The sequence below is a fragment of the Paenibacillus sp. FSL R10-2796 genome (genome assembly GCF_037965315.1).
Lineage (GTDB): Bacteria > Bacillota > Bacilli > Paenibacillales > Paenibacillaceae > Paenibacillus_AQ > Paenibacillus_AQ odorifer.
In genome coordinates this window covers 1,982,084-2,005,623 of the sequence record NZ_CP150178.1, presented here as the reverse complement: position 1 = coordinate 2,005,623, position 23,540 = coordinate 1,982,084, and the positions used below count along the sequence as shown (strand labels likewise).

The following is a 23,540-nucleotide window of genomic DNA, read 5'->3' as shown; positions in this document are numbered from 1 at the left end:
TTCCAGAGTTGACTTTGGCTCGCCTAATGTCTGCAAGCAGAACCCGTGAAACGGCCAAGTGAAGTAGAATAAAAAAACGTTACCCCCTATTTTAACACATGTATCAAAGAAATAGACGCTTTTAAAGTAAAATCATGTACAATGTAATCAACCTGGCGTATCCACTTATAAAAAAAGGGAGTTGTTTATATCTATGCTGCCGTTATACAAAAAATATTGGCGCACATTTTTTGACATCGGATTAATTGTCCTCACGGTTTATCTAATTATGTTCTCCTTTAGTAAGCTGTATCAGTTAGCTGCACCTGTATTCCTGTCTTTTTTTGTATTTTTGCTTATCGAACCCTTGGCCCGCTTCTTGAACCGCCGTGGTCTTGGTAAACCTTTTGCCTCCGCCATTTCAGTGTTGCTCTTTCTGATTGTGCTGTTAGGTACATTATTTGGTGCCGGTCTACTGATTACGATCCAGGCCCTTCACTTCCAAGAGAACCTCCCTAAATATACATATGTGGTGCAGCAGCATTTTGTGGAGACCACGACCTACCTGCAGCAAAAAATAGATAACTTGCCACCCGATATTACGAACAAGGTCAACGGGTACTTTAAAGATGCCACGGATGTTCTAACAGGATGGCTGATTACTTTTCTAAAATACATGGCCGGTATTCTAGGCTCCTTCTCCACCTTCATGGCCAATTTCGGGATAGCCATTATTTTGGCATTTTTTCTTAGCATGGAAATCAAAGATTGGCGTAAAATCGCGCATGACAAAATGCCAAAAACCTTTAAGAACGCCTTCGCCTTTTTGCAAGGCAATGTATTCAAAGCCATCGGTTCCTATTTAAAAGCACAACTTATTCTGATCAGCATTACTTTTGCCATAGTTCTAGTCGGCTTATTTATTCTGCGAACCGGCAACGAAATCACAATGGCATTAGTCTGCGCGGTATTTGATGTTTTGCCGCTTCTTGGCGTGACGACAATTTTAGTCCCTTGGATCATCTATTTGTTCATCGTGGGCAATACATCACTGGCTATTGGATTAATTATCCTCCTTGCCATTGTACTAATTGTTAGGCAGCTGCTTGAGCCGAAGATTACCGGGAATTCAATTGGCGTATCCTCAGCCTTCCTTATGCTGTCGTTCGTCATTCTGTCCACATCTGCTTTCGGTATGGCTGGTCTGATTCTGTCGCCGATTCTGCTTATTCTGATAAAAGAACTGATTCAACAAGGGTATCTTCAGAGCTGGATCTATCTCCCGCAAGAGGAATTTATCGTTTCACCCTTTGCAGCTAACGGTCCAGCTTCCAATCAGACCGGCTCTGCGCCACCACCTGAACCTCAAGCTCCAGAGGGAACCGATGATAATAAATCCAATATCTGACCGAACAGCTTAACGGCTAGATGTGAGCTGTCCGGAGCGACGTTCTCCACCGCTACCGACACAGCATATCTGGGATGATCCAGCGGCCCATAGCCGATAAACCATTGATTGTTACGCGGCATACCCTTAACAAGGGTTTGTGCCGTACCTGATTTCCCGGCAACCGGCCATTTCGTGCTCTGCAGACTTGTGCCGGTTCCATCCGTAACTACTTTACGCATCCAGGACAGCAGCTGGCGGGCTGTAGATTCTGAGATCCTCCCGGCAGTTGAAGGGGAAAGATGACCCGGCAGATCCTCTAGCTTTTGCCCATTTGCAAAGGTTACACGCTGGAGAATTCTTGGCGCTCTCACTTCCCCGCCATGCAGTAACGTCACCACCAGGTTCGCTGCCTGAAGTGGGGTCACTTGCACATCTCGCTGCCCAATGGCCGTCTGCACTCTGGCGCCTGGATCATCCGGCAGCAAAGAAGTAAAGATCGTCCCCTTCTGCTCACCGGACAGTGGCTTAAGAACTGGAAAACCAAGCGTATTCTCCGCTTGCCAGCTAATATCTCTTCCGAGCCCCAGCGCGAGTGCTGTCGCTTGAAGCTGCGCCCCACTCAAACGTTCTGCCAGCGCAGCAAATACAGTATTACAGGACACGGCGAACCCTTGCGCCAGCGTGAGGGGACCGTGTCCTTTTCCTTTTAGACAAGACAATCCATATTTCTCATATTGCCCTGAACAATAGAAGAGCTCATCCGCTGAGGTGACCCCGGCTTCTAGTGCTGCTGCTGCTGTGACGATTTTGAAAATTGATCCAGGTACGGCAGCCTGCAACGCCCGGTTATTCCACTCTCCCCCTTCAGGGGATATCTTCTCTGGGTCGTAAAAAGGTAAAGATACCATGGCTTCAATATCTCCCGTTCCGGTGTCTAACACCACCACGGCTCCTTCCTTCATTCCAGCTTTGACAGCTAACTCCTCTATTTGTTCCTGAAGCTTTTTATCAATCGTTGTATATAAAGACAGCGGATAATACGGATTGCCCGGGGCTCTTACTTGAATGGGACTGCCCGGGACACGTTGCCCGCGCGCATCAACCTGAGCGTATGCCTCAGTATGCCCTACACCTCGAAGCAACGGCTCCAGGGTCTTTTCTAATCCGTCCGTTCCTGTCATCGGAATTCTCAGCCCCGATGGCGAAGCCTTCCCACCAGGGTTTGGGGCCGCTTCCGATAAATATCCAAGCCACTGCCGTCCAGTTGCGTTCCCATCATATCTGCGAGCAAAAGGAAGCACGCCTACGCCGTCGATCCCCAATGCACTCACTTCTTCCGCTTGTACGGATGTAAGTGCGAGCGGTCCTTTTCCCACTGAGGATGGCCAAAGCAATGGTTCTTTAAGAGAAGAGCGCTTGTTTAGCAATTGCTCATAACTCACTCCAAGGATAGCTGCCAACCGGTGCATGGACTCAGCTTCTTCGTATACGACCTGCGTCACGGTATTCCTAGTCTTCGCCTCTTGAGGAAAAAACGCAGCCGTCCAAATGGTTTCCCCGGCAAGGGGTTCACTCTTTCGGTCATACAGACGCCCCCGCCCAGTGTCCAATACCGTCTCCCGTTCGCTTTGAATTTCTGCCATCTTTGCAAGTGTATATTTCGTTCCAGGGACCGTCTGTTCCTTCATAAACAGTTGAATCCACGCCAGCCTAAGGACCAACACGGCTACAACTGAACATAAAATAATCAGTCCGCCGAGTATACGTCTGTGGACATTATTGTGCAATCCCATTCCTCCTGACTGACGTTCATAGCCTTTATTATGTCCCACCCGCTGGATTATTTACACTCATGCTTAGTTAGCTAATTTATAGCCTTTTGAATAGCACAAAGACCAGTCCCAAATAATTGGAGACTGGTCTTTGTGTTAAAAATATTTACTTAGGTTATGCAAAGTTACAAATTAAACTTGGACAGTTTTTCTTGCAACTGCCGGGACGCATGCTCAAGCTGCTCAGACAGCTCCACTAAATGATCACTCACACTTTGTTGCTCCCCGCTAAGCGAAGCCACTTCTTGAGAAGCTGCTGATGATTCTTCTGCAATGGAGCTGATATTGCCCATCGAATTTGACAGCACCTTCTGGGATTGGCTCAAGCTATCCATCGATAAAGCAACAGATTCCAAGCGTGTAATAAAATGACGCATCTGATCCTGTACAGATACGAAGATATCGCTAGTGCTCTCCACTGAAGTAACCTGCTGATTAAAAAGAGGGGCTACTTCCGAGAGAACACCTACGGTCTCGTTCATATCCTTCATAATTGTGTCTGTTATATTAGCCACCACAGCAATGGATTCTTTGGACTGATCTGCAAGCTGGCGTATTTCATCGGCCACTACCATAAATCCCCGGCCGGACTCCCCTGCCCTTGCCGCTTCTATCGTTGCATTTAGAGACAAAATATTCGTCTGCTGTGTAATATTCTGCATAACATCAAGCACCTTCATCACTGATGATGTGGTGTCTTGCAGCTCATTCACTTTCATCACAAGCTTATTCGTCATATCGCCCGTCTTATTGGTCTTGCCAAGCAGCTCTTTTAACTCATTAAAACCTTCTTCACTAAGCATGCCGATACTATGTGCGGTATGATCCATCTCATGCGTAGCTGAGTTCACTTTGTTCATTTGCACCGAAATTTGCCCCGTAAGCTCGTTACCCTGGTCCGCCTCCAAAGCTAGGCTGCCTGAACCTCCGGCAATTTCTTCTGTTGCTGCGGCAATCTCTTTGGCTGCCATCGCTGTCTTACGCGATACTCTACTAAGTTCATCGGCAGTTTCCATTACCTTCCTCGCGGTTTCATTAGTATGGATTACCAGTTCTGTGATCCGTTCCATCATCCTATTAAAGGAACCCGATAACTGACCAATTTCATCTCGTGAGGTAATATCCGTACGTACTCCAAGATTTCCATCTGCCCCTTGAGACATTAGATCCTTAAGTCGGGTCAAGGGCTTAGATACCATTCTGTACATCCAGTAACCAATTAGAATGGCGACAATAGCAGCCACCGCAACAATAATATATGTAGTTTTTAGAATACGAAGTGCGTCTTTCGTAAGATTCTCAGCCGGAACAACACCAAGCAATCTCCAGCTGGAGCTTTCCATCGTCCCGTACACAGCCAGAATGGATTTTCCTTTCTCATCCTTCGTTGGCAATGACCCAGCCTCATGCTCCAAACCATGAAGAAGAGTCCCTCCCAGACTGAGATAAGTATCTGTTCCCACTTGCTGGGACGATGCGATCAATTCATCCTTATCCGTCAGCAATTGCATGTAAGAGCTGGGTCCGAGATCAACTTTACGAAGCTGATTTTCTAATTCACTAATTCTAATATCACAGATAATTATGTATCCCGGGCTTTGTGTATCCCCAGCTATCGATTGTGCCAAATGAAACATACCCGAAGTATTTCCGGCTTGCCCCTGTTCTGTTCGGGGAATCCACAATGTTTGTGGTTGCTCCTCAAGCTGCTTGAACCATGAGGACTCTCTGAATTCTTTGATAAAAGCGCTGTCTTTTGATCCCGCTGACGAAGTAGGGACTTCCTGATTCATCGGGATGAGGTATACAGCTTCTACCCCCTTTGATGCGGTCAGCCAGGCATTTAGCTCGGCGCTAATCTGGTTGGACTGCAAATTAAGTTCCTCATTACTTGTAGTGGGATTATTCCCTTGTTTGAGTGCATCCTGAATCTCATTGTTGTAAAGAATTCTTCCTAGGCCATCCTCATAACGCAATAATTCAACATCAAACTTCTCTGCAGCTTGGACGACTGTCTGTTGATTGGCTGACAGCGCGTTATTCTCGATCGTTTGCTCAGCTACGGAATAGGAAATGTAGCCAAGTGAGAGAACGAGCACCATTGTTGAGATGAAGAAGATGAGAAAAAGCCGCACCCCAATCGATTTGGCAGGGTGCAGCTGGAAATGCGCCTTTTCTTTTTTTACTTGCGACTTCATCAATTGTTCACCACCGTTGTCTTCAGTTATGCCTGCTGGCTTATCTCTTACAAGGTCATGAACAATTCCAACGCCCGATCGGCAAGATATGGTAAATACTCATGACCGTACTCATAATAAACCATAAGCTCTTTGGACGCTAGTATTTTATTGTATGCGGCAAATTGAGTTGAAGGTGGACAAATCGTATCGGATAACCCGGTAACCCACAGTACTTTAGCCTGTATTCTTTCGGCAAGATTCTGAATATCGATATAACCGAGCCTATTAAAAATCTCATCCTCACGCAAATGATGGGGATCAAAAAAACGGAAATAATAGTTGATCTCCTCATAAGCTGAGGTGGTAATATCCAGCTCCCAAGCACGTTTATAATCTGAAAGGAAGGGATATACAGGCAGGGCTATTTTTATGCGAGGCTCTAATGCTGCACAAGCCACAGTCAGCGCTCCACCTTGAGATAGTCCAAAGGCACCTACACGTTCAGGATCAACTTCATCCATAGACATCAGAACTCGGGCAGTCTGTGCCGTATCCAAAAACACATTGCGATAATAAAGGTTATCAGGATTAGGATCATCCATCCCTCGAATGATATGTCCGCGTATCGTAGTCCCTTTTACGGTAAGGTTATCTTCGGAGAGGCCACCCTGGCCGCGACAATCCATCGCCAGGACGCTAATCCCGTGAGCAGCATATGCCACCTTCTCCATCCAATCCCCGCTGTCACAGGAGTATCCATGGAACATCACTACACCGGGACCTTTTTTATGTACGCTGTTCTTCGGTCTTACATATTTGCAATGGATTCTTGCACCGCCAACTCCGGTAAAATACAAATGAAAACATTCCGCAAGTTCACTGACAAACTCCGCTGGTTCCAGTTCATAATCCAGCGCCTGTGCATCCAGATCACGCAATGCCCGCTCCCAAAATTGCTCGAAATCATCCGGTTTTGGACTACTTCCGTTATATTCCTTTAACTGTGACAAATTCATGTCGCTTCCCAAAATATTGTTCCTCCTTAAGTTATGTAACGATATTGTTCGCTTGCTGTTCGTAACCGCGAAGCAACGTTAGAGTTACTATGCTAGATAGAAACGGAAAACCCAATATGGGTTTTCCGTTGATGTATGGATAGTTGCGATGGGATAGTGGGATGGGATAGTTGGGATGGAAAAGTTGCGATGGAGTGGGATGCAATAGTTGCGTTTTCTGCGACTGGATAGTTTAGTCGCAGCTCCGAGGCTGGATAGTTGCACTTTGTGCAGCTATATTTCAGCTGAATATGTGTGTTTTCCTCTTAGTTGCACTTTGTACAACTAAAAAACAGTAAAAGGAGCTTTTGGTGGTTACTTGGCTGATATAGTTGCACGAAGTGCAATTATATCGCCTAGTAACCAAAGAAATGTTAGTTTAAGTGCACAGAGTGCAACTATTTACGTCAGAGCCATAGAGTAACTTAGCAACAGACTGACTGAGGTCGCCAACTGAGCCACATTCACCACTCACTCGCTGCTTGCCTATTACCTCCACAACTAATCATATTCCACGTACCTACTACCTTCTTATTACCTCTACAACCACTCACATTCCACTTATCCGCTATCTTCTTATTGCCTTCACAACTAATCACACTCCACGTACCTACTACCTTCTTATTACCTCTACAACCACTCACATTCCACTTATCCGCTACCTTCCTATTGCCTTCACAACACCCACATTTCCATCTCGCCTATTAACTTCTTTATAATCGGCACAGTAACAGCTTCTGGCTGGATAGTTGTACTTTGTGCAGCTATATTTCAGCTGAATATGTGTGTTTTCCTCTTAGTTGCACTTTGTACAACTAAAAAACAGCAAAAGGAGCTTTTGGTGGTTACTTGGCTGATATAGTTGCACGAAGTGCAATTATATCGCTTAGCACCTTAGGTATAGTTAGTTTAAGTGCACATAGTGCAACTATTTACGTCAGAGCCATAGAGTTGTACTTTGTGCAGCTTTATTTCAGCTGAATATGTGTGTTTTCCTCTTAGTTGCACTTTGTACAACTAAAAAACGGCAAAAGGAGCTTTTGGTGGTTACTTCGCTGATATAGTTGCACGAAGTGCAACTATATCGCCTAGTGACCAAAGAAATGTTAGTTTAAATGCACAAAGTGCAACTATTTACGTCAGAGCCATGGAGTATCTAAGCCACAGAGTAACTAAACAACAGAGTGATCAGAATCGCCAACAGAGTTGAATTTCCTCCTAGCCTGCTACTTATCTATTACAGGCGATAATGTGTCGTTTTGTTGTACATTCTGCAACAGAACACGGAGGTCGCACAAGGCAACCTCCGCACTGAGCACACCCAACAACATTCAACACACCAAACCCAACACACTTCTTTCGAACTCTACGCTACGCAATTCTCCGGAACTCTAGCAAACTCACTGAAAATATAGGTTATTAAGTCCAATTAGATTTTGCCTAAACCTGCATCATCGCCAACCTCTTCATGGGTTTCGATGACATAGTTGACGATTTCATTAACCGTTGTATAAGCAACGCCTACATAAGTATCAGCAGCGCCATAATAGATGGCGATACGGCCGGTTTCTGCATCATGCAGAGTAGCACATGGGAACAGGACGTTATTCACAAAACCTCTTTCCTCGTACCATTCTTCTGGTGTTAATACAAAGTTCTTCGAGCGATATTTTACTTTCGAGGGCTCATTGATGTCCAAAATAACCGCTCCCATACTATACACAAGACCATTGCACGTTCCAGTCACGCCATGGTAGAACATCAACCAGCCTTCAGTAGTTTCAATCGGCGCTGGTCCGCCACCAATTTTGACACTTTGCCACCAGCCTTGACCACCCTTGGTCATTACATGGCGGTGTTTTCCCCAATATACGAAGTCAGGGCTCTCACTAAGGAATACATCACCAAATGGCGTATGGCCACTGTCACTTGGACGGGACAACATCACGAAGTTGTTGTTGATTTTTCTAGGGAACAGTACACCGTTCCGGTTGAATGGCAGGAACGGGTTTTCCAAGCTGATAAATGTTTTGAAATCTTGTGTTTTTGCTACCCCAATAGCTGCTCCGTAGAAATCTGTACACCAGATAATATAAAATGTATCTTCAACCTTCACCAGACGCGGATCGTAAGCATAACGCGGCTGATAAGGATTACCTTCTTCATCTATAAATCGGATCGGCTCATCATCGATTTTCCAATCCAAACCATCCACACTATGTCCCATACGCAGATGCGGACGAGTAGTGTTATCTTCTACACGAAATACACCAATAAAACTGCCTTCATACGCAGCAACCGCACTATTGAAAATACGGGCTACACCTTTTGCAGGATTTCTTTTGATAACCGGGTTATCATTATGTCTCCAAATCGGATTCTCGTAGCCAGCAGGCTTTTCTTGCCAAGGCATGTTCGGGATGTTAATTGCACTTGCTCCAACCAATTTTACTTCACTCATTAGTTTTCCCTCCAAATGTATGCAACTTTTCAGTATGCTATTTTATCTAGTACTGTTATTAAATTTACTGTTGAGCTCACTTTACAGAACCTTGTGAAAAACCATTATAGATATATTTTTGCAAGGCGGTAAACACAACCAATGTCGGTATAATTGCGATCATAATCGCCGCACATATTACTTCCCACTGCGATCCATATGGACCTTTAAACTTGAAGAGTGCTGTGGAGATCGTTTGCAGATCTGTTTTCGGCATATAAAGGAAAGGGGTGTAAAAATCGTTATAAATATTAACACCCTTCACGATCACTACAGTTACAATCGCCGGCTTCAACAGTGGCAAAATAATTCTCCAATAAATTGTCCAATACGAAGCTCCGTCCAGCATCGCGGATTCATCCAGTGACTCGGAGATCGAGTCCAAAAACTGCATGAAGATATAAACAGCGATAATATCCGTGCCCAAGTACATAACAATTGGTGCCCATCTGGTATTAAATAATCCCAAGTGATTGATGATTTGGAAAGTAGCTACTTGTGTAGTTACGCCTGGAATCAGGGTAGCAATCAGGAACATACTAATTAGGATCTTACTGCCTTTAAATTTGAAGCGCGATAAAATATAAGCCATCATCGAACCCGTCAACGTAGCACCCGCAATAGAAATCACAACGATAATGACAGTATTTTTAAAACCGAGCAGCATTTTTCCGTCTACAAAAGCCTTAGTGTAGTTGGAGAAATTCAACCAATTCTCTGGCAGCGTTAACGGTCCGGTAGAAGCATATTCGGCTCCGGTTTTTAATGAAGCGAAAAACACGACCACGATAGGTATCAAAGCTACAAGTGCTCCCAAAATCAAGGTGAGATATTTGAATATACTAGCAGTGGTATATTTTACAGAATGCATAGTTTATTTCTCCTCCTTGATCAGAACGCGCTGCAAAATAGTAACTATGATAACAATACCCAGCAATACCACGGCCATCGCCGATGCCAAACCAACCTTGCTGTATTTGAAAGCTACATCGACCGTCTGAATTACGAATGTACTACTTCCGTTAGATCCGCCTGTCATGACGTACGGAATTTCGAATACCCCAATGGCGCCACTAACCGCAAGAATCAAGTTCAATTGCAGAATACGTTTAATGCTTGGCAAAATAATATGCATAAACTGATGCCATCTGTTTGCACCGTCAATTTCAGCGGCCTCATAGATATCCTTACCAATAGAAGAAATAGCTCCGAGGAAAATCAGGAAGTTCATTCCCATGTATCTCCACAGTGACGCACCTGCGAGCGAGAAGTTGATCAAGTTAGGATTCAGAAGCCATTTCTGCTGCAGACTGCCAAGCCCAATCAGATTAAGAATCGTATCTAACGTTCCATCTGGTTTGAAAAAGAACAGGAAGATAAAACCGATTGCTACACCGTTTAGCAAGGTTGGGAAGAACAAAATCCCTTTAAACAAGTTTTTCATGCGAACACTAAAGCTCAAGATGGTTGCAAAATACAAGGCAAGTGCCATCTGAATAAAGGTGGTAAAGAAATAATACAAGCTGACCTTAAACACAGAAAAATACTCAGGTTTCGTAAAAATGGTCTTGTAGTTTTCTAAACCGACATATTCCATATTTTTGCTCAATCCATTCCAACTGGTGAAGCTGTACCGAAACATACTGATGACTGGATAATAAGCGAATGTGAGCAGCAACAATATCGGCACTAATGAGAATAAGATGATGATAGCGATTCTTTGATTTTTATAGCTCAAATTTGAAAACTTAAACACCCGATACACCTCCAGAAAAAGCATCCTCAATTATTTATGACTCGTTTAAATGTGAAGGGGGAAATGCTTGTTAGCATATCCCCTCCCACATTCACTACCGCCTAACCACCTATAGCATCTAAGAAGCTTATAGTTGTTACTGTGCTGTGACTTTAGCGCGAGCGGCTTTCCACTTGTCGTTCAGGTCTTTCATGATGTCATCATAGGATTCTTTTCTGTTGCCAATCGCTGCTTCAATAATCCGTTTCTTGAAGTCTGGCTGCCAAGCACCGATTTCAGCTTGTTTGTCGATTTCATCAGACCAGCCTTCTTCGCCAGCTTTAGCAGGAGCAAGAGTATCAAAGGTTACATCTGTACCTTCATATTGTTTCAGGATTTCTGGAAGCTCTGCACCGATAGCCGGGCTCATACCGCCGCCTTCAGTTGTAGGGTAGTTAGATTCGTTGATGAACCAATCCACCCAAGCTCTAGCAGCTTCTTTGTTTTTACTGTGCACGCTGACACCCAGATTGTAGTCCCCAGCAAGCGGCACAAGGATTTTATCCGCATTGGTTGGGAAAGGCATAAATCCAACATCGTCTGGATTTGTAGCCAGGCCTTTGATTTGGCCAATTGCCCAAGATCCAAGCACCATAGTCCCAATTTTTCCGTTGGCCAGATCAGCTTTGGAAGATTCCCAGTCTGTTGTAGTTGGATCTTCTTCAATCAAACCTTTTTGTGCTGCATCGTACAAAATTTTGTACAATTCATAGTGTGGTTGACCCGCTACATAGTTGTCGTCGCTAGCCACTTGAGCAATGTTCACATAATCACGGTCACCAGCTACTGTAGCCAGATCCGCTTCCCATTGTGTCAATGTCCAGCCTGCTGCGTAATTTGTGTAAAGAGGAACAGCTTGTGTTTTGTCTTTAATAGTCTGCAGGGCAGTCAAGAATTGTTCAGGGGTTTTGGGAACCTCTGTAATTCCGGCATCTTTGAAGACTTGTTTGTTATAGATAATCCCGTTAAAGTTGATAGTCATCGGAATACCATAGGCAACTCCGTCTACTGCACGTTCTTCCAGCCCTGTGTATTGTTTGCTCATTTCTTCAAGCTTGCCAAGGGGTTCGAAGAAATCAGGAATATCTTTTACAGCTATGCTAGTAGGTAACAAAAGAACGTCGCCATAATCACTAGTGCTCATACGAATTTTAATTTGATCTTCGTAAGTAGCGAGCGCTTCAAAGTTCACCTTTACATCAGGATATTTCTCATTAAATTTAGCCGCATACTCTTTGAATACGGTATCAACAATATCTGTTCTTTGCGTTATGACTGTGATATCCCCTTTGATATCCTTAGCTGCTGTACCATCAGCTGGAGCAGTTGCCTCTGCTGAAGAACCATTGTTTCCTGTGTTTTTAGCAGCTTCATTGTTAGTGTTGTTGTTTGAGGAACAACCGCTAAACAATCCCGCCACAAGTGTTAGTGCCATCAAGCCCATCATTGTTTTGCCTTTTTTCATGCTGTTACGACCCCTCTCTTCAATTCAACTCTAGTTTTAGGTAAATAACAAAAATAATAACTTTTATCATCACTCATAACTTGAAAGAGTAGCCATTAATACCGGATTATCTGAATTACTCTTAAAAACAAGTGATGATATCGCTTACAAACCCATTATAAATCTATTTTCGACGCAAAACGATGGTTTCAATTGCTTTTTCTGGTCTTGTATTTGTTATTTTTGTTTTACTTATAATAATTTTGTTATCTAATTTATAAAAACATCCACAAAAAAAGAGAGCTTTTCGCCCTCCTAATAAATAACTTCCTATATATGCCTAAAACTCACGTTCAATTTTCGGGAATTTACAGCCGCTTTTATAATCCTTAGGTGTCATACCACACATTTTCTTGAACAATTTATTAAAATATACCGGATCGCTATAACCCACCTTCTCGGCAATTTCATAATTTTTCAGGTCAGGATGCTCCATTAGCAGTTCCTTTGCTTTAGAAATTCTAATCCGAATCAGATAGTCTGTGATCGTCTGCCCCGTCTTTAATTTGAACAAACGGCTGAGATAACTCGCATTCATGCCCACCATCTCCGCTAGACGTTCAAGCTCGAAGTTCTGATCATACTCTCTCTCCAGAATACTTTTTGTCTGCTCAACTACATAATGTTCTCCACCATCCGCAGCTTGTGAGAAAATCTCCTCATGCTCCGTCACGGTCTTTTTCTTTACATCCTCTACTCTCTTAAGCAGTTCATATAGCTGAGTCTTATCAATCGGTTTAAGCAAATAATCCATCACCCCATGACGGATCGCTCGACGGGCATATTCAAATTCACTAAAACCGCTAAGGACAGCAATAGGGATATCCTCCATATGGTCTCTAGCCTGTTCAATCAGCTTAAAACCATCCATTCTAGGCATTTTGATATCTGTAATAAGCAGATCTATATCCTCCCGGGATAACTTTTCTAAATGTTCCCAGGCTTCCAACCCGTTGCCGTAAGATCCAATTACATGTACGTCTATTTCCATTCTGGATGTGATTTTTTCGAGCCCCCTGCGAATGACTTCCTCGTCGTCCGCAATCATAACATTTATCATTTGAGTAATTCCCTCCAGTTGTATCCGCCAGTTATTATGATTGCGCTATCATCACAAATAGTATCTCCCCATGTATTACGTCAATGTACGATTGCGCCCTTTTATAGTCTTATATTTACTATAACTAAAGTTATTCAAATTTCCCAGCTTCAACTACAAATTGTCCTTGAAATCATCTGCGAAAAAGTATATAACTAAATTAAGTTGTTATTATAAACTAACAAAACGATAATAACTATCTAACAAAATGAAGATTGCTAATTTTTCTATTTTTGTGTGTAAAGTGAGGATTCTCGATGATGTTAAACAACGAATACATTGCAGGCGTAACCTGGGGTTTCTCGGGTAGACGTGGTTCATGGACAACAAAAGAAGCTGAGTGTTCGCTGGAATTAATGTCCTCTGTCACCGGAGCGAACTGGACGGCCATTGCGCTCAGCGCGCTTCAAGCTACCGCTCATTCTACGGAAATCCCTTACTGGGAGGCTCCAACCGTTAGCGACGAAGAAGTTAAATGGGCTATCAGCAAAGCGAAGTCACTGCAGCTAAAAGTATGCCTGAAGCCGATTGTTAATTGTGCTGACGGAACTTGGCGTGCCCATATTAACTTTTTTGATAAGGATGTCCCTTGCGAGCCTAAATGGTCTGAGTGGTTCAGCTCTTATACTAAATTTATTCTGCACTATGCCGCTATCGCTGAGGAAACAGGCTGTGAAATGTTCTGTATTGGCTGTGAGCTTGTACAGACGGATAGACGCGAAGCCGAATGGCGTTCGCTTATTGCCGAGGTGCGGAAGGTCTACTCAGGTATTCTTACTTATAATTGCGATAAGTATCAGGAGGATAACGTAACCTGGTGGGATGCGCTCGATGTGATTTCTTCAAGTGGGTATTATCCAGCTAGTGATTGGGAGGCTCAGCTCGACCGGATTGAGCAAGTGGTGCGCTCACAGAATAAGCCGTTCTTTTTCATGGAAGCAGGTTGCCCAAGCCGGAGCGGGAGCGCTGCGATTCCCAATGATTGGACTTTAAAGGGCGAACCAAGTCAAGAAGAACAAAGTAAATTCTATCAGGCAATGTTTCAAGGCTGTGAGCACAGAGATTGGGTTCAGGGCTTTATGCTCTGGGATTGGCCTACTCATCTTTATCCAATTGAAGAAGCAGCACAGAATGATGATTACTGTATGTACGGTAAGCAAGCCGCTGGGATCATCAACGAATATTTCACCTCAAAAATCACCAAATAATGTGAGGAGTGACTGATTACAATGATTAATTCACCAGAATTATGGTTGACCCAACTTGAGGATGAGCTGAAGGATAATATTCTTAGTTTTTGGATGAAACAGACGAAGGATGAAGTAAACGGCGGTTTTGTAGGTGAAATCGACAATCAGCTGAACATTACTCCTAACGCAGAGAAAAGCCTTGTGCTTAATGCCCGGATCCTTTGGTCCTTTGCGAGCGCTTACCGGATCTACGGTAAACCGGAATATCTGGCGATGGCAGAACGTGCTTATACCTACCTGCTGGAACACTTCATTGATAAAGAGTATGGCGGATTATACTGGATGGTGGATGCTGAGGGCAGACCTTCTCAAGAGAAAAAGCAGATCTATGGCCAATCCTTTGCTATCTACGCACTGGCTGAATTCTACCATGCGACCGGACGTCCAGAAGTCTTAGAGGATGCGATTCAATTATTCCAGCTAGTTGAAAAATACGGCTATGATTCTATTTATAAAGGTTATGTCGAAGCTTTATCACGGGAATGGCAAATCACTGATAACCTCAGTCTCAGCAGCAAGGATATGAATGAAAAAAAATCTATGAATACCCATCTGCATGTTCTGGAAGCGTATAACGGTCTCTATCGAGTATGGAAGTCGGAGGAACTAAAGAGCACGCTAACTGAGCTAATCGAAACGATGCTGGATCATATCATTGATCAGGAAGGCCAGCATTTTCATCTTTTCTTAGATGAAGCATGGAATGTGAAATCAGATATTATCTCCTACGGACATGACATCGAAGGAAGCTGGCTGCTGGTGGAAGCTGCTGAAACCCTTGGAGAAGAGCAGCTGCTGCAGCGTGTGCGAACAGTCGCTGTCTCCATGGCAGAAGCCGTTCTTGCGGAAGGTATTGATAGCGATGGAGGGATATGGAATGAAGCTGACCCAAGCGGGCTGCTGAGCAAAGATAAAGATTGGTGGCCGCAAGCTGAGGCGGTTGTTGGATTCTATAATGCTTATCAGCTGACTGGTAACAGCAAATTTAATGAGGCTGCCCAAGCCTCCTGGACTTTTATCGATAAATACATGGTGGATCACAAGCTGGGTGAATGGTACTGGGGCGTGGACGAGAACCTTCAGCCCCTGCCTCACGGATCAAAGGTTAGCGCCTGGAAATGTCCTTATCATAACAGCAGAGCCTGCTTCGAAATGATCACACGACTGAAATCAACTATAAAGGAGACTGTCTAATGTCATCATTATTCCAAGAACGCAAACAACAATTAACAGAACGTTATGAAGCCCTGATCGCTCGCAAGAACGAAAAGCTTCCTTATGGAAACGGTATTTATGACCGATATGCTCATCCACTGCTAACTGCTGAGCATGCGCCCTTAATCTGGCGTTATGATTTTAACCCAGATACCAACCCTTATTTTGCCGAAAGAATTGGCGTCAACGGCGTCTTCAACCCGGGTGCTATTGCACTGAATGGCAAATTCTATCTTGTTGCTCGCGTGGAAGGCAATGACCGCAAATCTTTTTTCGCTGTAGCAGAAAGCGACAATGGCGTGGACGGCTTCCGCTTCTGGGATCATCCAGTTGTGCTGCCGGAGACAGAAGTTCCTGATATCAACGTCTACGACATGCGCCTCGTTAGCCATGAAGATGGCTGGATCTACGGCCTCTTCTGTACAGAACGCAAAGATCCAGAAGCCCCACAGGGTGACCTTTCTAGCGCAGTAGCACAGTGTGGTATTGTTCGCACCAAAGATCTGAAGACCTGGGAACGTCTGGCGGATCTCAAAACAGGCTCTGCTCAGCAGCGTAATGTCGTGCTCCACCCTGAATTTGTAGATGGAAAATACGCTTTCTACACTCGCCCACAAGATGGCTTTATCGATGCAGGTTCCGGTGGCGGTATTGGCTGGGGACTCTCGGATACAATTGAAGATGCCGTAATTACCAGCGAGACTATCATGGACGAACGCTACTACCATACCATCAAGGAAGTTAAAAATGGCCAAGGTCCAGCTCCAATCAAAACTGCAAAAGGCTGGCTGCATATTGCTCATGGTGTACGCAACACAGCTGCTGGACTCCGATACGTGCTATATGCTTTCTTGTCTGACCTGGATGAGCCAAACAAAGTTACTCATTCACCTGGTGGTCATTTCATCGCACCAGACGGTGAAGAACGTGTCGGCGATGTCTCCAATGTCGTGTTCTGTAATGGCGTGATTGCACATGATAACGGTGAAATCTATATTTACTACGCCTCCTCCGACACTCGTATCCATGTGGCTACAACTACCGTTGACCAAATGTTAGATTATGTGCTGAACACTCCAGAGGATCCCCTTCGCTCTTATGCTTGTGTACAGCAACGTATTGCTCTTATTGATCGTAATTTAGCATTGTAAAAAAAGTTCATAAACCCTAAAAATCAACAGAGCAGCGATTCTCCTATATTAGGAGGATCGCTGCTCTGCGTTTTGATCATTCACTGTTTGCTTCAAGCGAATATCAATCATCTAGAGTAACTTAAGGACTCAGATGACGCTATTCACATGTATTTAGCCTTCAAAGTAAGTTTTCGGACTCCAGGGGCGCTATTCCCTGAAAAGAGTCCCATTTGGGGCGTTTTCTAGGCCGATAGCTGCGCTGGAGTCCGTTAGCATTGTAAATATCGGATAATACTGCATATAGGGTCTGCTGTGTCCGTTAGCAGGTTAATATGCGTATTTGATTGCGTATTTGATTGTGGTTTTAATTGCGTATTTGATAGTATTTGCCGTTTGCCTTTTCGACACAAAAAGCCTTTTACATGACGCACATCCATACTTTTCAGCCCATTCATGAGTAATTCCTATAGATTAAGCTCAAAATAGGTCAGTAACCCCTAACTCCAAGGAGGCTGAGATATTAATGTTCAAACGTATGGATGAAATCATGATTGAGATTCCTGAAGTTGAGAAGCCCGATCCCAATGCTGCTGCCGCTGTTCAGGAATTACTTGGCGGAAAGTTCGGAGAAATGTCGACCCTTAACAATTACCTCTTTCAATCCTTTAATTTCCGTTCAAAAGACAAGCTGAAGCCTTTTTATGATTTGGTGATGAGCATAACAGCGGAAGAGCTTGGCCATGTCGAGCTGGTTTCGCATGCCATCAACAAATGTCTTCGAGGGTCAACAAGTTATAAAGAGCCCGATTCCACCCCTCTAGGGTCCGCAAAAGATGCGCGTCTATCCTATCACTTTCTGGCTGGTGCACAAGGGGCTATGCCTTTTGATTCAACGGGGAACCCGTGGACCGGAGCAAACGTCTTTAATAGCGGCAACCTAGTGGAAGATCTGCTACATAACTTCTTCCTCGAATGCGGAGCCAGAACACATAAAATGAAGGTCTACGAAATGACAGACCATCCAGCTGCACGCGCTGTAGTCGGATTCCTTTTAGTCCGTGGTGGTGTCCACGTGGTCGCTTATGCCAAAGCCATCGAAGTGGCAACAGGTGTTAATGTAACTAAGCTCGTACCGATTCCTTCGTTAAATAATAAATCATTCAGTGAAGCAAAAAAATATGAAGAAAAAGGCGTGCATACCAAGCTATACACCTGGAGTGAAAGTGACTTCGGCGCCATCGATCAGATTTGGAAGGGAACCCACCCAGAGGATAATCTTCCGCTTGAAGTTATTCAAGGAGCCCCTAAAGGCTTTCCGATCCCCGTTGCTCCGGCAGTCGAAGAGGAATTCGCTCCCGGAATCTCCCCCGAAGACTTTAAAGAAATTGCCAAACGCCTCAAAATGGCTGGAAATATTACAGACTAATATTCATAGTGAATCTGGTGAGGAAGTTACCTACAATCTTCCTTACCCTAGATTCACTTTTTTTAATTGTACAAACTGCGGAACTCCTCTTCAAGCATGGACATCAGAATCATGTTATGAAACTCTCCGTCTACATAAAGAGCATCCCGCTCCACACCGTCGCGTTGAAAACCAAGCTTCTCATAGACATGAACGGCTCTGGGGTTAAAAGTATATACGCCGAGATGGATGCGATGCAGCTTCAAAGTTTCAAAGCCATATCGCAGCATTTGAGTCATAGCTTCAGTACCGTAACCCTTACCCCGATGTTCTTGTCCACAAATGCCGATCCGGATATTTGCACTACGATTGTCCGGATCTATTTCATTTAGTACCACTTCTCCAATGAGCTCACCCGTGTCCTTTACTATAATCATAAGATCTACACGATCCTCGGCTGGAACACTAATCTTACGAATCCAAGCTGCCGTTTGCTCACGAGAGAAATCTCCTTGCGATCCTGTTAATTGCCCCATCTCAACATCAAGCAAAAAATTATAATAAGCCTCCAGATCGGATGCTTGCACACCACGTAGTTGAATCTGTTCACCATCAATCTTTGGGATGGCAACTGGTTCTGTCATAACTAAATTCCCCCTTACTCAAGCAAAACTAGATTCCATGGCTTTTATATACTTTTTAGATCAACAAAGTTCTAGTCTCGCGGCTTATCCACGGAATCACGATGAACAATGTCCGCTGCGATAAGGATTTTCTCAAGCGGTGCAGAAGGATTATGAATACGGCTCAGAAGTTTCTCCACTGCGGCTCGGCCCATCGCTTCTTTAGGAACATGAACAGTTGTAAGCGGTGGAACGCCTCTTAAGGCATCCTCAATATTATCAAAGCCAGTAACCGAGATATCCTCCGGAATATTAAACCCTTCTTCCTTGAGGATGTCACTGACCGAAAGGGCTGTGGAGTCGTTAGCGCAAACCAAGGCTGTCGGGAGTGTTTTGGCTTTTTTACGCTTATTCACCCAGCTTTTAAAATCCTCCTGAAACAAGTCTTCCTCCACCCCTTCCAGAAAAAGATTCGCATCATCTTCCAAAGGCAGTCTTATTCCGCTCTCCTCCAGCGCACTCCGGAAGCCAATCCACCGGTCGCGGAAACTGCGTGAGAATCCAATATTGCCGATAAAATGCATTTGGGTATGGCCTGTGCCCATCAAATGATTCGTAAGTCGAGCCATAGAATCCACATTATTCGCAAACACGGTATCACTTGGAATTAGCGGATCTTCATGGTCAATCAACACCATCGGCAAACCAATACGGTGTACCTCAAGCAGCAAGGAAGTAGAGATTTGGCCCACACCTATCAAACCAAGGATTCCATTGGGATTCAAAATATTAACGAAATTATCCGCACGGTTCTCGGAGATAATGACCATCCCAAGCCCTTCCTGATCCAGCGCAATAGCAATACCATCCACAATTTTTCCCCAATACAAGGAATCCTGCGTCTGAGAACGAATATTCGGCATTAACACCAGCACGGATTGCTTATTCCGATCCCCGCCACCTACCGGAGGCGTGCGTTTTATACCTTGGACAAAAGCATTTTTTTGAGTAAAATAACCCAGCTGCGATGCCGCTTGAATCACTCGTTCTCTTGTCGTCTCATTAACGCCGCCTTTACCCGAAAGTGACTTGGAGACAACGAATTTGGATACGCCGAGATGATCAGCGATTTTTTGCATGGTAACCTTTTTAGCCATATATAACCCTCCAGAGAATGTCATCAAATTTATGTAGTACTAACTTTAAGGCTGAGAAGTTTGTGACGCTCCTGCCCGCGCTTCCTTCCATTTTGCATTTAATTCGTCAAAAGCCTTTTGTAAATCAGGCGCAGCCAGTAACTCCTGAATATAATCCCCGGACCAAAAGGACAGCTTGGCTCTATTCGCCAGCTCGATGAACGCATCACTTTGTACAGTAGCATCGAGTAGCTTAGGCTTATAAGATAAAAACTCACGGTACTGCGACATAGAGGGATTCAAGCTTCCATCTGCCGGAAGGAATCCCCAATCATCTCGATAGGAAGTCTCCTTCACAAAAAAATTCAACCACGCCATAGCAAGCTCTTTGTTCTTGGTATATTTACTAACCCCCATGAACCAATCTGGATTGATCGGCGCATAATGAGCACTGCTATTATCATACGGAAACGGGAAGAATCCAATATCATCCGGGGCAGCCCCCACATCAAGGACTTGTCCAATCGTCCAATTTCCCAGTAAATACATCCCTGCTTGACCTTTAGCTAGCTTAGTCTTCGATATCTCCCAATTGTTCGAGAATAGTTCATCTTCAACATAGCCTTTACCAATTAAGGTTCGAGCAATGGAAATTGATTTCCCCCACTCATTATCAAGCTGCCACGGGTTATCCTCATTTACCATATTATTTAGATACTCTGGATTACCTGTCATATAGTTAACCAAACTGTTTCCCCATTCACGTAAAGGCCAGACGGCTCCATAATTCATATATAGGGGGATAATACCCGCTTGTTTTAATTTCGCACAAGCTTCGTAGAATTCATCCAGCGTCTTAGGAACAGTAGCTATTCCTGCTTTTTCGAATGCCTTTTTATTATAGACAATCCCAACCGTAGTAGTCCCCGTGGACAGCCCATAACGTTTCCCGTTATACGTAGCAAAAGAGGTGAAACGCTCACTAGCGGCGGTTTCTTCATCCAGCGGTTCGAAAAAATAATCCAGCTCCTTTGACGGAAGATTCACCGGAAGCAACAGTACATCACCGGCATCTTTCGTGGACAGCCGTACCAGAATATCCGTTGCATAATTGGACAAACCTTCAAATTCCACATTGGCTTCGGGGTATCTCTGTTTAAATTGGTCCGCGTATCCTTGAAAAGTTCCGTTCTCAATCAGATCTATTCGATTGGTCATCATGACTATGGTGCCGGACAAGTCAGACTTCACCTCGTCTCCAACTGGAGGCGGGGTGGATTCCGTCTGCTTATTGTTATTGGCACAGCTACTACTCAATAACACTAAGAGAAGTAACAGTATGGTCCGCATAGTCCATTCTAATTTCAACCCCTTCAACGGACAGCCCCCTCTTATTTCGTTACTCAGGTAAGCCAATTAATTCCTGCTCCAGTAATGGCAGCGACAAAATAACATCGGTCCCTCGTCCAAGCTCACTATATACCTGGATCCCAAATGCCGCTCCATAATGAAGACGCACTCGCTGCTGTACATTTTTCATGCCTATCCCCCCGTTAATGCTTTTTTTAGGAGGACTTTCGTTCTGCAGCCCATCATTCAATTTCTCCAAAGTCTTCTCATCCATTCCGATCCCGTCGTCTTTAATATGAAACAACAGCATTTGCTCTGTAATCTCGCAGCGGATGCTTAAATGCATTTGCGGCTTATTATCATCTAAGCCATGGTAAGCTGCATTCTCAATGATAGGCTGGAAGACCAGCTTGATAATAGAGTAATTATCTAACGACTTCGGCACATCGATATCCAGTAAAAAACGGTTAGGATAACGATAGTTCAGCAGCTCGACGTAATTACGCACATACCCAAGCTCTTGCTTCAATGTCGTATTGCCACTCAGATCACTTGTACTGTACCGTAGCAGTTTGCCCAGAATAGAGATCATATCCGCAGCTTCGACATCATCATTCAGCTCGGCGGTCATTCGGATGGACTCCAGTGTGTTATAGATAAAATGAGGATTGATTTGACTCTGCAGCGCATGAAGCTCTGCTTCCTTTTTCTGTTCTTCTATGCGGTAAATATCCTGAATTAGCTGCCTGATTCGGGCTAACATACGATTAAATTGATGCCCCAGCAGACCAATTTCGTCACGCCGTTTAACTCTGAACATCACATCCAGATCGCCGCCCTGAACTTTTTTCATCAATTGAATCATTTGAGTCAGCGATTTAGTAAGGGCAACGGAAAGAATAATCGAAATAATTAACGCTAGTACTATGATACTTAATGTAGCAGCAAGTGTTGTATTACGGGTCAGCTTCACATCACGCATCAGTACATCAACAGGAATAGAGATAATTACCTTCCAATTGGTTTTGGTAGAGCCAGAGTAAATATTCAACCGCTCTTTTCCGTTGACTGTATCATAAAAGCTTCCAGAAATGCCTCCAACTCTTTTGAACAAGTCTGAATCAGAAATATCTGTGGCCAGCAGCTTCTTGTCGCTGTCGTAGATGACCATTCCCTTCTCATCCACAATCAACGACTTCCCATGGGTGACTTTATCCAGCCCCGTAACTTGATTCTCCAAATTGCTAATATTCGCTTCAACCGCAATCAGCCCGATTGGATTTAACAAGCCATCCACGATTTTGCGAACAACGGTAAAAGCATATCGGGTGCTCTGCAGATTACTTGTATACGCTTGAGTACCGAACAATAATGCTTCTCCGCTGGAATCCTTAGTCTGCTGGCTCCAGTATTTATAGCTTTGCTCGAGATCGAGTCGTACGCCACCATCCTTCGCAGAATAATAACCATTTCCGTAAGCGTCAAAAATATAAACCGAGTTCGCACCTCGCTTAATATTGTTAATAAACGAAATATTGCCCTCTATCCCCCGTTGAATGGACAACAGAAGATCAAAATCACCGGGCGACAAAGCAGCACTCCCAGTTGCGCCTCCCATAATCTTTTTCTGCTCATGGTAGTTGTTCGAACGTATTAAATTCTGTTTGATATCATTCACATAGGCGGGCATAGATGAAATACGCTTCATATCTTCGATATAATCGTCTACTCCATCCATCATTTGATCGATTAATTTCTCAGAATAAGCAATGGTGTTCCCCTGAATAGATTCTGAGTAGCTCTTGAAGGTAAATACACTGATGAAGGATAGCGGGAGGGTAATGATAATTAAAAAGACGAGGAGCAGCTTGCGTTCCATGCTCATGTCCCCGATAACGGACCACCAGCCAGAGATGCGTCTACCTTTCATTTGGTCCTTCTCCTTAATACTTTTTACCTAACTTGTTATTAAATTATAACAAATACCTAACAAAGTTATTATACGGTGTAGTTCTTCATTACACAACAACAAACCGCCTCTTCATGTTGAAGAAGCGGTTTTGTTAGGTAAACAATTTAGAAATTAGTGATGAA

The 23,540-nt window shown here is 44.0% G+C and carries 17 protein-coding genes; 5 read left to right on the top strand and 12 right to left on the bottom strand.

Annotation, left to right across the window (positions count from 1 at the left end; all coding sequences use genetic code 11):
• Positions 1 to 193: 193 nt before the first annotated feature.
• Positions 194 to 1,387 (top strand): AI-2E family transporter, encoded by a 1,194-nt coding sequence (locus tag NST58_RS09015; protein WP_339247405.1) that lies wholly within the window; start codon positions 194 to 196, stop codon positions 1,385 to 1,387.
• On the opposite strand, the gene NST58_RS09010 is transcribed toward NST58_RS09015, so the two are convergent.
• The 8 genes from NST58_RS09010 to NST58_RS08975 form a co-directional block, all read right to left on the bottom strand.
• Complete coding sequence (locus NST58_RS09010; protein WP_339247403.1) at positions 1,345 to 3,162, bottom strand: penicillin-binding protein 2; 1,818 nt, start codon at positions 3,160 to 3,162, stop codon at positions 1,345 to 1,347. The two genes, NST58_RS09015 and NST58_RS09010, sit on opposite strands and share 43 nt — an antisense overlap.
• A 164-nt stretch (positions 3,163 to 3,326) precedes the next feature.
• Complete coding sequence (locus NST58_RS09005) at positions 3,327 to 5,399, bottom strand: methyl-accepting chemotaxis protein (RefSeq protein WP_339247401.1); 2,073 nt, start codon at positions 5,397 to 5,399, stop codon at positions 3,327 to 3,329.
• A gap of 47 nt (positions 5,400 to 5,446) precedes the next feature.
• Positions 5,447 to 6,409, bottom strand: coding sequence for an alpha/beta fold hydrolase (locus tag NST58_RS09000; RefSeq protein WP_143762377.1), 963 nt, complete (start codon positions 6,407 to 6,409; stop codon positions 5,447 to 5,449).
• 1,456 nt (positions 6,410 to 7,865) lie between these two features.
• Positions 7,866 to 8,897 carry a glycoside hydrolase family 130 protein gene (locus tag NST58_RS08995; RefSeq protein WP_036675546.1) on the bottom strand — a complete coding sequence of 344 codons (1,032 nt, stop codon included), beginning with the start codon at positions 8,895 to 8,897 and terminating at the stop codon, positions 7,866 to 7,868.
• Positions 8,898 to 8,973: 76 nt separating this feature from the next.
• Positions 8,974 to 9,807, bottom strand: coding sequence for a carbohydrate ABC transporter permease (locus NST58_RS08990; protein ID WP_076126321.1), 834 nt, complete (start codon positions 9,805 to 9,807; stop codon positions 8,974 to 8,976).
• Between the two features lie 3 nt (positions 9,808 to 9,810).
• Positions 9,811 to 10,692, bottom strand: coding sequence for a sugar ABC transporter permease (locus NST58_RS08985; protein ID WP_036675555.1), 882 nt, complete (start codon positions 10,690 to 10,692; stop codon positions 9,811 to 9,813).
• A gap of 136 nt (positions 10,693 to 10,828) precedes the next feature.
• On the bottom strand, positions 10,829 to 12,196 hold the full coding sequence (locus NST58_RS08980; RefSeq protein ID WP_076134055.1) for an extracellular solute-binding protein: 1,368 nt from the start codon (positions 12,194 to 12,196) through the stop codon (positions 10,829 to 10,831).
• Between the two features lie 319 nt (positions 12,197 to 12,515).
• The gene (locus NST58_RS08975) at positions 12,516 to 13,295 is read right to left on the bottom strand and encodes a response regulator (RefSeq protein WP_076126317.1); all 780 of its coding nucleotides are present in this window, start codon (positions 13,293 to 13,295) and stop codon (positions 12,516 to 12,518) included.
• A 296-nt stretch (positions 13,296 to 13,591) separates the two neighbouring features.
• Here NST58_RS08975 and NST58_RS08970 point away from each other — a divergent pair, with 296 nt between their 5' ends.
• The 4 genes from NST58_RS08970 to NST58_RS08955 all read left to right on the top strand — a co-directional run bounded on the left by NST58_RS08970 (position 13,592) and on the right by NST58_RS08955 (position 18,358).
• The gene (locus tag NST58_RS08970; RefSeq protein WP_076184711.1) at positions 13,592 to 14,542 is read left to right on the top strand and encodes a 1,4-beta-xylanase; all 951 of its coding nucleotides are present in this window, start codon (positions 13,592 to 13,594) and stop codon (positions 14,540 to 14,542) included.
• 21 nt (positions 14,543 to 14,563) lie between these two features.
• Positions 14,564 to 15,778, top strand: coding sequence for an AGE family epimerase/isomerase (locus NST58_RS08965; protein ID WP_339247396.1), 1,215 nt, complete (start codon positions 14,564 to 14,566; stop codon positions 15,776 to 15,778).
• Complete coding sequence (locus NST58_RS08960; protein WP_339247393.1) at positions 15,778 to 16,950, top strand: glycosidase; 1,173 nt, start codon at positions 15,778 to 15,780, stop codon at positions 16,948 to 16,950. Before NST58_RS08965 ends, NST58_RS08960 begins: the two co-directional genes overlap by 1 nt.
• A gap of 505 nt (positions 16,951 to 17,455) precedes the next feature.
• Entirely contained in the window at positions 17,456 to 18,358 is a 903-nt protein-coding gene (locus NST58_RS08955) for a manganese catalase family protein (protein ID WP_036675571.1), read from the top strand.
• Positions 18,359 to 18,420: 62 nt separating this feature from the next.
• Here the strand turns inward: NST58_RS08955 and NST58_RS08950 are convergent, their stop codons facing one another.
• The 4 genes from NST58_RS08950 to NST58_RS08935 all read right to left on the bottom strand — a co-directional run bounded on the left by NST58_RS08950 (position 18,421) and on the right by NST58_RS08935 (position 23,376).
• Positions 18,421 to 18,981 (bottom strand): GNAT family protein, encoded by a 561-nt coding sequence (locus NST58_RS08950; RefSeq protein WP_339247391.1) that lies wholly within the window; start codon positions 18,979 to 18,981, stop codon positions 18,421 to 18,423.
• A gap of 71 nt (positions 18,982 to 19,052) precedes the next feature.
• Positions 19,053 to 20,117: a LacI family DNA-binding transcriptional regulator gene (locus NST58_RS08945; RefSeq protein WP_076184715.1), complete on the bottom strand. Its 1,065-nt coding sequence runs from the start codon at positions 20,115 to 20,117 to the stop codon at positions 19,053 to 19,055.
• 45 nt (positions 20,118 to 20,162) lie between these two features.
• Positions 20,163 to 21,473: an ABC transporter substrate-binding protein gene (locus tag NST58_RS08940; protein ID WP_339247389.1), complete on the bottom strand. Its 1,311-nt coding sequence runs from the start codon at positions 21,471 to 21,473 to the stop codon at positions 20,163 to 20,165.
• A 22-nt stretch (positions 21,474 to 21,495) separates the two neighbouring features.
• A complete protein-coding gene (locus tag NST58_RS08935) occupies positions 21,496 to 23,376 on the bottom strand; it encodes a sensor histidine kinase (protein ID WP_339247386.1) in 1,881 nt (626 codons plus the stop codon).
• Positions 23,377 to 23,540 lie beyond the last annotated feature (164 nt).